Source organism: Streptacidiphilus jeojiense, assembly GCF_000719095.1.
GTDB lineage: Bacteria > Actinomycetota > Actinomycetes > Streptomycetales > Streptomycetaceae > Streptacidiphilus > Streptacidiphilus jeojiensis.
The window spans coordinates 161238-175614 of sequence record NZ_JOEH01000008.1 but is presented as its reverse complement, the minus strand read 5'-3'; the positions used below and the strand labels follow the sequence as shown (position 1 = coordinate 175614).

12 protein-coding genes are annotated in these 14377 nt (G+C 74.3%); 9 read left to right on the top strand and 3 right to left on the bottom strand.

Going from position 1 to position 14377, the window contains the following annotated elements; translation table 11 throughout:
• Nucleotides 1-10: 10 nt before the first annotated feature.
• Entirely contained in the window at nt 11-1123 is a 1113-nt protein-coding gene (locus tag IF29_RS0111940; protein ID WP_084713964.1) for an acyltransferase domain-containing protein, read from the bottom strand.
• 150 nt (nt 1124-1273) lie between these two features.
• On the opposite strand from IF29_RS0111940, the gene IF29_RS0111935 reads away from it, so the two are divergent.
• From IF29_RS0111935 to IF29_RS0111910, 6 genes are all read left to right on the top strand, one after another.
• Complete coding sequence (locus IF29_RS0111935; RefSeq protein WP_030253207.1) at nt 1274-2281, top strand: ketoacyl-ACP synthase III family protein; 1008 nt, start codon at nt 1274-1276, stop codon at nt 2279-2281.
• Between the two features lie 37 nt (nt 2282-2318).
• The gene (locus IF29_RS0111930; RefSeq protein WP_030253205.1) at nt 2319-3968 is read left to right on the top strand and encodes an FAD-binding oxidoreductase; all 1650 of its coding nucleotides are present in this window, start codon (nt 2319-2321) and stop codon (nt 3966-3968) included.
• 147 nt (nt 3969-4115) lie between these two features.
• Nucleotides 4116-5387, top strand: coding sequence for a beta-ketoacyl-[acyl-carrier-protein] synthase family protein (locus IF29_RS0111925; protein ID WP_030253203.1), 1272 nt, complete (start codon nt 4116-4118; stop codon nt 5385-5387).
• Complete coding sequence (locus tag IF29_RS0111920) at nt 5384-6592, top strand: ketosynthase chain-length factor (RefSeq protein ID WP_030253202.1); 1209 nt, start codon at nt 5384-5386, stop codon at nt 6590-6592. Before IF29_RS0111925 ends, IF29_RS0111920 begins: the two co-directional genes overlap by 4 nt.
• 97 nt (nt 6593-6689) lie before the next feature.
• Complete coding sequence (locus IF29_RS0111915; protein ID WP_030253200.1) at nt 6690-7763, top strand: LLM class flavin-dependent oxidoreductase; 1074 nt, start codon at nt 6690-6692, stop codon at nt 7761-7763.
• Nucleotides 7760-8872, top strand: a complete 1113-nt coding sequence (locus IF29_RS0111910; protein ID WP_051725202.1) for a Glu/Leu/Phe/Val family dehydrogenase — start codon at nt 7760-7762, stop codon at nt 8870-8872. The genes IF29_RS0111915 and IF29_RS0111910 overlap by 4 nt, the downstream gene beginning before the upstream one ends.
• An 82-nt stretch (nt 8873-8954) precedes the next feature.
• On the opposite strand, the gene IF29_RS0111905 is transcribed toward IF29_RS0111910, so the two are convergent.
• Nucleotides 8955-9755, bottom strand: coding sequence for an SDR family NAD(P)-dependent oxidoreductase (locus IF29_RS0111905; protein ID WP_030253197.1), 801 nt, complete (start codon nt 9753-9755; stop codon nt 8955-8957).
• Between the two features lie 217 nt (nt 9756-9972).
• On the opposite strand from IF29_RS0111905, the gene IF29_RS0111900 reads away from it, so the two are divergent.
• Complete coding sequence (locus IF29_RS0111900; protein WP_037594951.1) at nt 9973-11649, top strand: dipeptide ABC transporter ATP-binding protein; 1677 nt, start codon at nt 9973-9975, stop codon at nt 11647-11649.
• Nucleotides 11650-11674: 25 nt separating this feature from the next.
• On the opposite strand, the gene IF29_RS0111895 is transcribed toward IF29_RS0111900, so the two are convergent.
• Nucleotides 11675-12124 (bottom strand): nuclear transport factor 2 family protein, encoded by a 450-nt coding sequence (locus IF29_RS0111895; RefSeq protein WP_051725201.1) that lies wholly within the window; start codon nt 12122-12124, stop codon nt 11675-11677.
• Nucleotides 12125-12335: 211 nt separating this feature from the next.
• On the opposite strand from IF29_RS0111895, the gene IF29_RS0111890 reads away from it, so the two are divergent.
• Together IF29_RS0111890 and IF29_RS0111885 are read left to right on the top strand one after the other, a co-directional pair.
• On the top strand, nt 12336-13292 hold the full coding sequence (locus IF29_RS0111890) for an MBL fold metallo-hydrolase (RefSeq protein WP_232242113.1): 957 nt from the start codon (nt 12336-12338) through the stop codon (nt 13290-13292).
• 69 nt (nt 13293-13361) lie between these two features.
• Nucleotides 13362-14327, top strand: a complete 966-nt coding sequence (locus tag IF29_RS0111885; RefSeq protein WP_030253189.1) for a TauD/TfdA dioxygenase family protein — start codon at nt 13362-13364, stop codon at nt 14325-14327.
• The last annotated feature ends 50 nt before the right edge of the window (nt 14328-14377 follow it).

Below are 14377 nucleotides of genomic sequence, written 5' to 3'. Positions count from 1 at the left end.
GTGCGCGGCGTCAGGGGGCGCCGCGGGTGCCGGTGGAGCCTCCGACGCTCGCAGCCGCCGCTGGAATCGTGCTGGAAAGGCCCTGAAGCCGTCCCTGCTCGGCCAGTGCGCGCCACACCGCCCGCACCGCGTCCGGCTCCGCGTCCCCGTCCGCGGGACGGGCCGGCAGCATCGCCACCGCCGCGGACCGGCCGGAGGCCACCGCCGGGTGGCGCTTGGCCAGCATGGTCAGCCCCTGTGCCGGTCCCGCCTCCACCAGTAGTAGCGGACCCGCCGTCAGCAGCCGGTCCAGGGCCGGGCCGAACAGCACCGGCGCGGCCGGCTGACCGGCCCAGAACGTCGGATCCACGGCCTGATCATCCGTCAGCAGGCCCGCGGTGTAGCCGGAGTGGAGCGGCAGGTGGGGCGGCCGCAGCAGGGTGGTCTGCAGCGCCGACAGGCTGAGCGCGGCGGCGCGGGCCACCACCGGACTGTGGAAGGCGCTGACGGTGCGGGCGCGCCGGCAGGACAGGCCGCGCCGGCGCAGCTCCGCCTCGGTGGCCGCCAGCGGCGCCTCCGCCCCGGCCAGCACCACCTGGCGCGGGCCGTTGACCGCGCCGACCACCACGTCCGGCCCCAGCAGCGGCTCCAGTTCGGCCACCGGGGCGGCCACCGCCAGCATCCCGCCGGGGGGCGCCGCCGCCAGGTGCCGGACCCGGTCGGCCATCAGCGCGGCCGCGTCCTCCAGGGTCAGCACGCCGGCCAGCACCGCGGCGGCCACCTCGCCGACGCTGTGCCCGAGCAGTGCGTCCGGGCGCACGCCCCAGTCCAGGACGGTGCGGCCGAGCGCCCAGTCGACCGCGAACAGCAGCGGCTGGGCGCGCCGCAGGTCGTCCAGCGGGATCCGGGGCGCGTCCGAGAGCCAGTCGCGGCGGATCGCCCGGCCCTCGGCGCCCCACAGCGCCAGCACCCGGTCCACCCGGGCGGCGAACGAGGGGTCGGCGCGGTAGAGGCCCACCGCCATCCGCGGCTGCTGGGCCCCCTGGCCGGGGAAGAGCAGGGCGACCCCCCTGGGCCGTCCGGGCCGCTCGGTGTCCTCGGGCCGCTCGGGCCGCTCGGTGTGCTGGTCCTGACGTGTGCTCATGGCCGCCTCCTCCGCGGTGTGACGGAGCGTCCGGGTCGGCGCCCCGTCCGTCCGCCGACCCTGGCAGCCCCCGCTGGACTCGCTCTGGACGTCGCGTCCAGCGGGCCGTCCCACGATGGCCGGGTTCGGTGCCCAGCCGGGAGGACGGCCATGAGATACGACAGCCTCTACATCGCCGCGGCGGCCAGCCGACTGCCCGGACGGGTCCGCGTCGCCGACGCGGTGGCCCAAGGGCTGTGCGACGCCCGGCTGGCCCGCAGCACCGACCTGGTCGAGGTCTCCGTCGCCGAGGGGGAGCCGCCGGCCGAGATGGCGGCGCGGGCCGCCCGGGCCGCGCTGCGGGCCTCCGGCCACGACCCCGGCGAGATCGACCTGCTGCTGCACGCCGACGTCTACTACCAGGGCCAGGACCTCTGGGCCCCGGCCTCCTACGTGCAGCGGGTCGCGCTGGGCAACCGCTGCCCGGCCGTCGAGGTGCGGCAGATGTCCAACGGCGGCATGGCCTCGATCGAACTTGCCGCCGGCTACCTGGCCGGCACCGGCGGCACCGCCGCCCTGCTGACCACCGGGGACTGGTTCGGCGCCCCGGGCTTCGACCGCTGGAACAGCGACCCCGGCACGGTCTACGCGGACGGCGGCACCGCCCTGGTGCTCTCCCGGCACACCGGGGTCGCGGCGGTGCGGAGCCTGGCCACTGTCTCCGACGCCGACCTGGAGGGCATGCACCGGGGCGACGACCCCTTCGGCGCGGCCCCGTTCAGCCACCGGCCCCGGGTCGACCTGGAGGCCCACAAGCGCGACTTCCTGGCCGCCAACGGCCTGTCGCACAGCGTGGACCGGATCTCGGCGGGCCAGGACGAGGCGCTCAAGCGCGCCCTGGCCGACGCGGACTGCGCGCTGGCCGACATCGACTGGTTCGTGCTGCCGCACTTCGGGCTGCGCCGGCTCACCGGCGCCTACCTGCGCCGCTGGGGCGTCGGCCCGCAGGCCACCACCTGGCCCTGGGCCCGCACCGTGGGCCATCTGGGAGCCGGCGACCAGTACGCGGGCCTGGCCCACCTGCTGGAGTCGGGCAGGGCCCGACCGGGCCGGCTCGCCCTGCTGGCAGGCGTCGGGGCCGGCTTCACCTGGTCCTTCGCCGTCATCGAGTTCCGCTGACCGCCTTCCCGCTGTGTACCGACCCCTGGGAGAGTCCATGTCCGTCGATCCGAGCAGACGGCGGGTGCTGGGCGCCGCCGCCCTCACCGCCACCGCGGCCGTCGTCGCCCCGGCCGTCCTCACCCCGGCCGGCCGCGCCGAAGCCGCCGCCCCGGCGGTCCGGCCGCAGGGCGAACCGCGCCGGCTGGCCACCGTCACCCCCGACGACCCCCGCTACGAGGAACTGGTCACCGGGGTCAACCAGCGCTGGGTCGGCACCCCCGGGCAGGTCTACGTACCCGGCTCCACCGCCGACGTGGTCACCGCGGTGCGCGAGACGGTCCGGGCCGGACGCCGGCTCTCGATCCGCAGCGGCGGCCACTGCCTGGCCGACCTGGTCTTCAACGCCGAGGTCGAGTCGGTGGTCGACCTGTCCACGATGACCGCGGTCTCCTACGATCCGACCCTCCGGGCCTTCGAGGTGGAGGCCGGGGCCACCCTGCTCAACGTCTACGACGCCCTCTACAAGGGCTGGGGCGTGACCATCCCCGGCGGCCTGTGCTACTCGGTCGGCATCGGCGGCCATGTCTCCGGCGGCGGCTTCGGGCTGCTCTCGCGCAGCCACGGCCTGACCGTGGACCACCTGTACGGCATCGAGGTGGTCGTCGTCGACGCCCAGGGCGAGGTCCGGGTGGTCACCGCCACCCGCGAAGCGGACGACCCCAACCGCGACCTGTGGTGGGGCTACTCCGGGGGCGGCGGCGGCAACTTCGGCGTGATCACCCGCTACTGGTTCCGCAGCCCCGACGCGACCGGCACCGACCCGGGCCGGCAACTGGTCACGCCGCCCGAGGCGGTGCTGATCAGCGCGGTGCGGATCCCCTGGACCACGCTCACCGAGGACCGCTTCGCCGCGCTGCTGCGCAACACCGGTGCCTGGTTCGAGGCCAACAGCGCCCCCGACTCCCGGTACACCGCGCTCAGCGGCTCCTTCTCGCTGACCCACCGCTCCAGCGGCAGCGTCACCGTGGTCACCCAGATCGACGCCGGACTGCCCGACGCCGTGCAGCTGCTGGACTCCTACCTGACGGCGATCCTGGACGGCGTGGGCGTGGACCCGGCCGCGCTGCCCGCACCGCTGCGGCTGCCCTGGCTGCGCGCCACCCGCTACCTGGGCACGGCCTCCGCCATCGGCGACAACCCGGCGGTGCGCAGCGACAACCACTCCGCCTACCTGCTCAAGGGCTTCACCGAGGAGCAGGCGGCGGTGGTGTACCGGTACCTGACCAGTGATCAGATCAGCAACCCCAACGCGATGGTGGTCATCAACCTGGTCGGCGGCCGGATCGGCGCCGTGGCCCCGCAGGACACCGCCGTCGCCCAGCGCGCGGCCGTCCTCAAGGTCCTCTACCAGAGCCTGTGGACCGACCCGGCCGACGACGACGCCAACACCGCCTGGGCCACCGGCCTGTACCGCGAGGTGTACGCCGGCACCGGCGGGGTGCCGGTGCCGGACGGGCGCACCGACGGCTGCTACATCAACTACCCCGACACCGCGCTGGACGGAGCGGCGTCCAACACCTCCGGAATCCCGTGGTCGGTGCTCTACCACGGGGTCAACTACCCCCGGCTGCAGCAGGTCAAGGCGCGCTGGGACCCCACCGACTTCTTCCGCCACCCGCTCTCGGTCCGGTTGCCGGGCCAGTGAGCCGACCGACAGTGAGCCGACCGCCCGTGAACCGACCCGCCCTCCACGTCGGCTGGACCGGCCGTGGACCGCCGGTTGCCAGGGTGGGGGGACAGTGACCGCCGGCGCTGCGCCGGACCGACGAACAGCTAGGACATAGGACATCGTGTGGACGGTCGTGTAGTCATCACCGGCATCGGCACCGTGGTGCCCGGAGCATCCGGTGTCAAGAACTTCTGGGACCTGCTGACCTCGGGGCGGACCGCCACCCGCAGGATCACCTTCTTCGACCCCTCCCCGTTCCGCTCGCAGAGCGCGGGGGAGTGCGACTTCGACCCGGCGCTGCACGGCCTGACGGCCCGTGAGATCCGGCGCACCGACCGCTCCTCCCAACTGGCCGTGGTCGCGGCCAGGGAGGCGGTCGCCGACAGCGGCCTGGACACCGCCGCCATCGACCCGGACCGGCTCGGCGTCAGCATCGGCAGCGCCGTCGGCGCCACCATGGCGCTGGAGGACGAGTACCTGGTGCTCAGCGACACCGGCCGGAAGTGGGTGCTGGACAGCGACCACGCCACCCCGCACCTGTACGGGCACCTGGTGCCCAGTGCCATCGCCACCGAAGTCGCCTGGAGCGTGGGCGCCGAGGGCCCGGCCGTGGTCGTCTCCTCCGGCTGCACCTCGGGCCTGGACGCGGTCGGGCACGCCCGCGACCTGATCCTGGACGGCGCCGCAGACGTGGTGGTCACCGGCGGCACCGACGCCCCGATCTCCCCGCTCGCGGTCGCCTGCTTCGACGCCATCAAGGCCACCAGCCCCCGCAACGACGACCCCGAGCACGCCTCCCGGCCCTTCGACCGCACCCGCAACGGCTTCGTGGTCGCCGAGGGCGCCGCGGTCCTGGTCCTGGAGGAGCTGGGCCACGCGCTGCGCCGGGGGGCGCACATCTACGCCGAGATCACCGGCCACGCCGGCCGCTGCAACGCCTACCACATGACCGGACTGCGCCCCGACGGACGCGAGATGGCGCACGCCATCACCGCCGCCCTGAACGAGGGGCGCACCCCGCCCGAGGCGGTGGACTACGTCAACGCCCACGGCTCCGGCACCAAGCAGAACGACCGGCACGAGACCGCCGCCTTCAAGCAGGCCCTGGGGCAGCACGCCTACCGCACCCCGGTCAGCTCCATCAAATCCATGATCGGCCACTCGCTGGGCGCCATCGGCGCCATCGAGATCGCCGCCTGCGCCCTGGCCATCGAACACGGAGTGGTGCCGCCCACCGCCAACCTGCACCATCCCGACCCCGAACTCGACCTGGACTACGTCCCGCTGACGGCCCGTGAGCACCGGGTGGACGTCGCCCTGACCGTCGGCAGCGGCTTCGGCGGCTTCCAGAGCGCCATGGTGCTGCGCCGGCCCCTGCTGGGGAGGGCGGCATGAGCGGCGCCGTGGTCACCGGCCTGGCCGTGGTCGCCCCCAACGGGCTCGGCACCGAGGCCTACTGGTCCGCGACCCTGGCCGGGCGCAGCGGCATCGCCCCGATCGACCGCTACGACGCCTCCTCCTACCCCACCCGCTTCGCCGGGCAGGTCCGCGGCTTCGAAGCGGCCGAGCACCTGCCGGGACGGCTGATCCCGCAGACCGACCCGGTCACCCGGTTCGCCGTGGCCGCCGCCGACTGGGCCCTGGCCGACGCCGGGGTCGACCCGGCGGCCTTCGACCAGTACGACATCGGCGTGGTCACCGCCAACGCCTCGGGCGGCTTCGAGTTCACCCAGCACGAGGTCGAGAAGCTGTGGACGCTCGGTCCGCAGCACGTCAGCGCCTACCAGTGCTTCGCCTGGTTCTACGCGGTGAACACCGGTCAGATCTCCATCAAGAACGACCTCCGCGGCTCCGGCGGCGCCCTGGTCGCCGAGCAGGCAGCCGGACTGGACGCCCTCGGCCAGGCCCGCAGGCTGCTCCGCAAGGGGCTCAGGGCGGTGGTCGCCGGCGGCCTGGAGGCCCCGCTGAACCCCTACGCGGTGGTCTCCCAGATCGCCAACGGCAGGCTCAGCCGGGCCGACCGCGCCGACCGAGCCTACCTGCCCTTCGACCCGCAGGCCGGGGGCTACGTCCCCGGCGAGGGCGGTGCGCTGCTGATCGTCGAGGACGCCGACTCGGCCGCCGGCCGCGGCGCCGGGCACCGCTACGGCGAGATCGCCGGCTACGCCGCCACCTTCGACCCGCGCCCCGGCTCCGACCGGCCGCCGGCCCTGCGCCGCGCGATCGAGCACGCCCTGGCCGACGCGGGCCTGCGGCCTGACGAGATCGACGTGGTGTTCGCGGACGCGGCCGGCGTCCCGGCGCTGGACCGTACCGAGGCGCAGGCCCTCGCCGAGGTCTTCGGCCCCCGCGCGGTCCCGGTCACCGCCCCCAAGACCATGACCGGACGGCTGCTGGCCGGCGGACCCCCGGTGGACGTCGCCGCGGCCCTGCTGTCCCTGCGCGACCAGGTCGTCCCGCCGACCCTGCACGTCACTCCCGCCGACGACCTGCCCATCGACCTGGTCCTGGACACCCCCCGCGAGGCCCGGCTGCGCACCGCGCTGGTGCTGGCCCGCGGCTACGGGGGCTTCAACTCGGCCCTGGTGGTCCGCGCGTGAACCGCGCGCCGACCGGGCCGTCCGGCACCGACACCGACACCGACACCGAAACCGGCACAGCACCGACACCGAAACCGACACCCAGCTAGGGGCGACCATGCGATTCGGCATCACCTTCTTCCCGACCGTCGGTCCGGAGCACAAGTCCGCCGCCGACTACTACGACGAGGCCGTCGCGCTGGCGGTGCTCGCCGACGAACTGGGCTACCACCACGTCAAGACCGTCGAGCACTACTTCTTCGCCTACGGCGGCTACAGCCCCGACCCGGTGCCGCTGCTGACCGCGATCGCCCGCAGCACCACCCGGATCCGGGTCGCCACCGGAGCCGTCATCCCCGCCTTCAACCACCCGGTGCAACTGGCCGCCCGGCTCGCGGTACTGGACAACCTCAGCCGCGGCCGGCTCGACGTCGGCTTCGGACGCGCCTTCCTGCCGGACGAGTTCGCCGCCTTCGAGGTCCCGCTGGACGAGAGCCGGGCCCGCTTCGAGGAGGGCGTGCGCGCCGTCGAACTGCTCTGGTCCCAGCAGGACGTGCAGTGGGACGGGACCTTCCACCGCTTCGGCCCGGTCACCCTGCTGCCCCGCCCGTTCCAGCAGCCGCACCCGCCGGTCTTCGTCGCCGCCGCGACCAGCCCCGCCTCCGCCGAGGCCGCCGGACGCGCCGGACGCGGACTGCAGGGCGTGCCGGCCATCTCCGGCCGCCAGGGCTTCCAGGACATCCTCGCCGCCTACCGCAAGGGCTGGGTCGACGGCGGCCGGCAGTCCGGACAGGAGCAGATCCAGATCAGCTTCGCGCTGTTCCTGCACGAGGACGGCGAGGAGGCCCGCCGGCTCGGCCGCTACGACGAGGAGACCTACAGCGAGCGCATCGCCGAGGCCACCCGGGCCTGGGGCAAGGCCCGCAGCGCCGACTACCCCGGCTACGAGCGGCTGGAGGAGGCCGGGAAGCTGCTGCACTTCGACCGCCGGCTGAAGGAGAACCAGATCCTGGCCGGCGACCCGCAGGAGGTCACCGCCCAACTGGAGGAGATCGTCGACTGGTACGGCGACGACGTCACCCTCAGCTTCACCGTCCACTCCGGAAACCTGCCCGCCGAGGTGTCCGAGCGGACGCTGCGGCTGTTCGCCGAGCGGGTCGCCCCCGCCTTCTCCGAACGCGGGCAGCGATGAGCACCGGGTCCGAGCCGGCCCGCAGGCCGGGAGCGGAACTGCTGCACCGGGGCTCCGAGCACGAGCAGGTGGTCTTCTGCCAGGACCGGGCCAGCGGGCTGCGGGCGATCATCGCGATCCACTCCACCGCCCTGGGCCCGGCCCTGGGCGGCACCCGGTTCCGCGACTACCCCGACGAGGAGAGCGCGCTGCAGGACGTGCTGCGGCTGTCCCGGGGGATGTCCTACAAGAACGCACTGGCCGGACTGGACCTGGGCGGCGGAAAGGCGGTGATCCTCGGCGACCCCGCCAAGGACGCCTCGGAGGCGCTGCTGCGCGCCTTCGGCCGCTTCGTCGAGTCGCTGTCCGGCCGCTACATCACCGCCTGCGACGTGGGCACCACCAGCGCGGACATGGACGTCGTGGCCCGGGAGACCCGGCACGTCACTGGCCGCTCGGCCGAGCACGGCGGCGCCGGGGACTCCGGCGTGCTGACCGCGCTGGGCGTGCTGCAGGGGATCCTGGCGTCGGCGGAGTTGGCGTGGGGCAGCGACGACCTGACCGGGCGTCGGATCGGCGTCGAGGGCGCGGGCAAGGTGGGCCGACGGCTGGTCAGGCACCTGGTGGAGCACGGCGCGACCGTGGTGGTCCACGACGTGGACCCCCGCGCCGCCGCCCGGGCCCGCGGCCTGGTCCGCGGCGGCGGGGTGGAGCTGGCACCGGACCGCGAGGCCTTCCTCGGCGCGGACCTGGACGTCTACGCGCCGTGCGCGCTGGGCGGCACGCTCACCGCGGAACTGGCCGCCACCCTGTCCGCCGAGATCGTCTGCGGCGGCGCCAACAACCAGTTGGCCGAGCCGGGGGTGGAGCGGATCCTCGCCGACCGGGGCATCCTCTACGCGCCCGACTACCTGGTCAACGCCGGCGGCGTGATCCAGGTCGCGGACGAGCTCGCCGGCTACGACAGCGCCAGGGCCCGGGCCCGGGCGCTGGGCATCCGCGACACCGCCCGGGTGGTCTACCGGACCGCCGCCGAACAGTGCATCACCCCGGGAGCTGCCGCGGACCTGCTGGCCGAGCGGAGGATGGCCAGCATCGGCGCGCTGCACCGGATCCACCTGGCGGGCTGACCGCCCGCAGCACACACCCGAACGCGGTGATGCGAACGCCCCGGCCGTTGCGGCCGGGGCGTTCGCATCGGTGCTCCGGCGCTCAGAAGTTGCCCAACCCCCCGCAGACGTTGATCGCCTGGGCGGTGATGGCCGCCGCGGCGTCGGTGACCAGGTAGCCGACCAGCCCGGCGACCTCCTCCGAGGTGGTGTAGCGGCCCAGCGGGATCTTGGCCTCGAAGGTCTCCAGCACCGACTCCTCTGTCGTCCCCCACAGCTCCGCGTAGCCTTGGCGGACCCGTCCCGCCATCGGGGTCTCCACGAAGCCGGGGCACACCGCGTTCACGGTCACCCCGCTGCGAGCCAGCTCCAGCCCCAGGGCCTTGGTGAAGCCGACCACCCCGTGCTTGGACGCCGAGTAGGGGGCGGCCAGCACCACGCCCTGCTTCCCGGCCGTGGAGGCGATGTTGACGATCCGTCCCCACGGACGCCCGGCCAGGCCGCCGGCGGACAGCACCTCCCGGGTGACCCGGAAGACGCTGTGCAGATTGGTGTCCACGACGTCGAACCACACCTCGTCGCTGAGCGTCGCGGTCGGGCCGCCCCCGCTCCGGCCCGCGTTGTTGACCAGGACGTCGATCGGACCGAACCGCTCGGTCGCGGCCGCCACCAGCCGGGTCACGTCCTCGGCGGAACGGACGTCGGCGGCGGTCCCGTCCACCTCCAGCCCCGGACCCTCCGACCCCAGGCCGCGGAGCTCCTTGACGGTGCGCTCCACGTCCGCCTCGGTCCTAGCGCTCAGGAAGACCCGGTGGCCCTCCTCCGCCAGCTGCCTGACGATCGCCAGGCCGATGCCGCTGGTGGCACCGGTCACCAGGGCGTTCCTTGTCTGATGTGCAGTCACCTCGGGCTGTCCTTCCGCTGTCTGACCAGGGACGCGGGCGCCCGCGAGGACGCACCTCCGCAGCAGGCAGACTCGCAGTCGGGGCTGGAGGCACGGTCCAGAACCGCTGGTGGCGCACCGTCCGGGGCTCCCGGCGGCTGCTCCACCGCTGTTACCGTCGTCCCGGCCGGAGCACCGGCGCCACAGCGAGCGAGCGAGCGATCGAGCGGGGGCGGGGATGGCGCAGGAACCGGACCGGGGAACGCTGTTGGAGGTCCGCGGGCTGCGGGTGGACTACACCGGCACCGGCGGCGCGGTCACCGCCGTGGACGGGGTCGACCTCACCGTGGCCCGGGGCGAGACGGTCGCCGTGGTGGGGGAGTCCGGCTCGGGCAAGAGCACCACGGCCCTGGCGGTCACCCGGCTGCTCCCGCACACCGCACGGATCGCCGGCGGACGGGTGCTGTTCCGCGGCCAGGACCTGGCCGCGCTCGGCGACGGCGCGCTGCGGCCGCTGCGCGGACGCGCCATCGGCTTCGTCCCGCAGGACCCCGGGGTCGCGCTCAACCCGGTGCAGCGGGTCGGCGACCAGATCGCCGAGGTGCTCAGGATCCACCGGATCGCCCGGGGCCGGGAGGCGCACGCCGAGGCCGTCGAGGCGCTGGCCAGCGCGGGGGTGCCCGAACCGGCCGCCCGCGCCCTGCAGTACCCGCACCAGCTCTCCGGCGGGATGCGGCAGCGGGTGCTGATCGCCATGGCCCTGGTCGCCGGACCCGACCTGGTGGTCGCGGACGAGCCGACCAGCGGCCTGGACGTCACCGTGCAGCGCCGGGTACTGGACCACCTGGAGGCGCTGACCCGGGACCGGGGCATCGCCCTGCTGCTGATCACCCACGACCTGGGGGTGGCGGCGGACCGGGCCGACCGGGTGGTGGTGATGTCCGAGGGGCAGGTGGTCGAGACCGGCGTCACCGCACAGGTCCTGGACCGGCCGGTGCACCCGTACACCCGCCGACTGATGGCCGCAGCCCCGCGCTGGAGCCCGAGTGCCGGTACCGGCATCGGCACGGCTCCGGCGGACGCCGCCAAGGCCGCCGCCACCACAGCGGACCGAACCGACGGCGCGGCCCCGCCGCTGCTCGAAGTCTCGGGCCTGACCCGGGACTTCGACCTGCCCAGGGGATCGGGCCGGGGCCGGACCCTGCGTGCGGTCGACGGCCTGGACTTCACCCTCGCCCGCGGCGAGGCGCTCGCGCTGGTCGGCGAATCCGGCTCGGGCAAGTCCACCACGGCCCGCCTGGTACTCCGGCTGGACCGCCCCACCGCGGGCACGGTCCGCCTCGATGGCGTCGACCTGGCCTCGCTGACTTCCCGGCAACTGCGGGACAGTAGACGCCGGATGCAACTGGTCTACCAGAACCCGTTCGCCTCGCTGGACCCCCGCTTCACCGTCCGCAGGATCGTCGAGGAGCCGCTGCGCGCCTTCCGGATCGGCGACCGCGCCGAGCGCCGTGCCGAGGCCGCCCGGCTGCTGGACCTGGTGGCACTGCCCGCACGGTTCCTGGAACGGCGCCCGGCCGAGCTCTCCGGCGGCCAGCGCCAACGGGTGGCCATCGCCAGGGCGCTGGCGCTCCGCCCCGACCTGTTGGTCTGCGACGAGCCGGTGTCCGCGCTGGACGTCTCGGTGCAGGCGCAGATCCTGGAACTGCTGGCCGAACTGCGCAAGGAGCTCGGCCTGGGCTACCTCTTCATCACCCACGATCTGGCCGTCGCCCGCCAACTCTGCGACCGGGTGGCGGTGTTGAGGGACGGACGGCTGGTGGAGACCGGCCCGACCGAGCGGGTCTTCGCCGAGCCGGTCCATGAGTACACCCGCGAACTGCTGGCCGCGGTACCGGGCGGGCGCCGGCACTGACGGGCTTTCAGGCCCGGGGCCGGCCTCAGCGCAGCAGCAGGTCGTCCCTGCGGACGATCCGGTGGCTGGTCAGCCACTCGCCGTCGCGTCGCACCAGCACGTCCTCGACCACGCAGCTCGGATCCCAGGTCACCGCGCCGGTGGCGTCGGTGACGCTGACGATGGCGTAGTACCAGGCGCGGACGGTGTCCGGATCGACCGTGGTCTCCACCCGCAACTGGCTGAACCAGTGCCGGTACACCGCGCCCCGACGGGCCGTCGCAGTGCGGCCCAGCGCGGCGGCGATGGCGGCCCGGCCCTCCAGCACCTCACCGCTGGAGACATGGGCGAACGCCGCGTCCTCGGTGAACGTCGCCACGAAGGCGTCCGCCTCGGCGCCGTCCAACTGCCAGGCCTGGCGGGCGTACAGGGCCTGCAGCTCGGCGTAGGTCTCGGCGGTGGCCGGCGCTCCGGCCGCGTGCAGGGTCGGTGACATGGGCGTCCTCCGTACGGGGCCGCGAGCCGCCGGGCGCGGGCCGCGAATGCCTCCGACCGTTCCAGAGCGAGCTGGAGACTGGGTCCAACCGGCCTGCAGAGCAGCGGTGGACCGGCCCTCCAGCCCGCCTGAACCGGCCCCCGGCACGCTGGATCCCGTCCCGGACCCGGACCCGGCTCCGGACCCAGCCCCGCTAGGGAGGCCGACCACCATGGTGACCATCCGTCCGACCGGACCGACCCGAGCCGAGGCGGACCGCCCCGAACCGGCCCGCCCCAGGCTGGAGGAGGTCGCCGAGGGCGTCTTCGCCCACATCCAGCCGGACGGCGGCTGGTGCCTCAACAACGCCGGCGTCCTGGTGGACGAGGGCCGCGCCGCACTGGTCGACACCGCGGCCACCGAACGGCGCGCCCTGCTGCTGCGCCAGGCGCTCGCCACCGTCGCGCCGGAGGAGCCCGAGGTGCTGGTGAACACCCATCACCACAGCGACCACACCTTCGGCAACTCGCTGTTCGGACCCGGCACCACCGTCGTCGCCCACGAGCGGACCCGGCAGGAGAGCGCCGAGGCGGGGCTCGGACTGCAGGGCCTGTGGCCCGGCGTCGACTGGGGCGCGGTGTCGGTCCGACTGCCGGCCCTCACCTTCCGCGACACGCTCACGCTGCACCTGGGCGGGCTCCGGGTCGAGCTGATCCACGTGGGCCCGGCGCACACCACCAACGACACCGTGGTCTGGATCCCGGACCGGGGCGTGCTGTTCACCGGGGACGTGGTGATGTCCGGGGTGACCCCGTACGCGCTGATGGGCTCGGTCGAAGGCTCGCTGCGCGCCCTGGACCAGCTCGCCGGACTGCACCCGCGGGTGGTCGTGCCGGGGCACGGCGCGGTGGGCGGCCCCGGACTCATCGACGCCAACCGGGCCTACTTCGCCTGGATCCAGCAGCTCGACACCGAGGCGAGGGCCGCTGGACTGACCCCGCTCCAGGCGGCGAAGGACGCCGACCTGGGCGGTTTCGCCGATCTGTTGGACTCCGAGCGGCTGGTGTCCAACCTGCACCGCGCCCGGCTGGAGGCGGAGGGCGCCGCACCGGGCGCTCCGATCGACATCCTCGGCTCCTTCCGGGAGATGGTCGAGTACCACGGCGGGCTGCCCACCTGCCACGCCTGACCGCGGCCTGACGCCCTGCCAGACTGATCATCAGTCGAAGGAACAGGACACCGACCGCGAGGAGGGCGAGTGAGCACGCACCGCACAGGGGAACTGGACGTACGCCCGGCCGCAGGCCACATCGGGGCGGAGGTCGCCGGCGTCGACCTGGCCGGACCGCTGGACGCCGAGACCGTCGCCGGGATCACATCGGCGCTGCACCGGTGGAAGGTGCTGTTCTTCCGGGAGCAGAAACTGGACCACGCCGCGCACATCGCCTTCGCCCGCCGCTTCGGCGCCCTAGTCTCCCCGCAGTCGCGGGGCAGCGCCTCGCCCGCGGACTTCCCGTACATCGAGACCACCGCGGACCGCAGGGAACTGGCCGGGCGCTTCGGCCAGGAGCGCGCCGACTGGCTGGACCGGCGCCGGCACACCGCGCTGCGCGGCTGGCACAGCGACCTCACCGCCAGGATCGACCCGCCGGCCGCGACCATCCTGCGCGCCGAGGACGTACCGCCCTACGGCGGCGACACCACCTGGTCCAACCTGGCCGCCGCCTACACGGGCATGTCCGAACCGCTGCGCCGGTTCGCCGACGGCCTGTGGGCCGAGCACCGGCACGGCGTGGGCTACCTGCCGCTCCCGGGCAAGGATCCCTACCTGCAGAAGCTGCAGGACCGTCCGGTGGTGTCGGTCCATCCGCTGGTGCGGGTGCATCCGCAGACCGGCGAGCGCCTGCTCTTCGTCAACGGCTACTACGTCGAGCGGATCGCGGGGGTGTCCCGGATCGAGAGCCGCCCGCTGCTGGAACTGTTCCTGGAGCAGGCCACCCGGCCCGAGTACACCGTCCGCTTCCGCTGGGAACCGGGCAGCGTCGCGTTCTGGGACAACCGCGCCACCATCCACCTGGCCCCCGCTGACACCGAGCACCTCGACGCCCCGCGGATCATGCACCGGGTGCTGCTCGCCGGCGAGGTCCCGGTCGGCGTCGACGGAAACCGCTCACGCCAAGTGGCCGGCGACCCGCCGGCCCAGGGACAGGAGTCAGCGGAGTGACCGAGGGGTAGGCTCGCCCGCGTGACCGACACCGCACCCCTGCGCGGCCG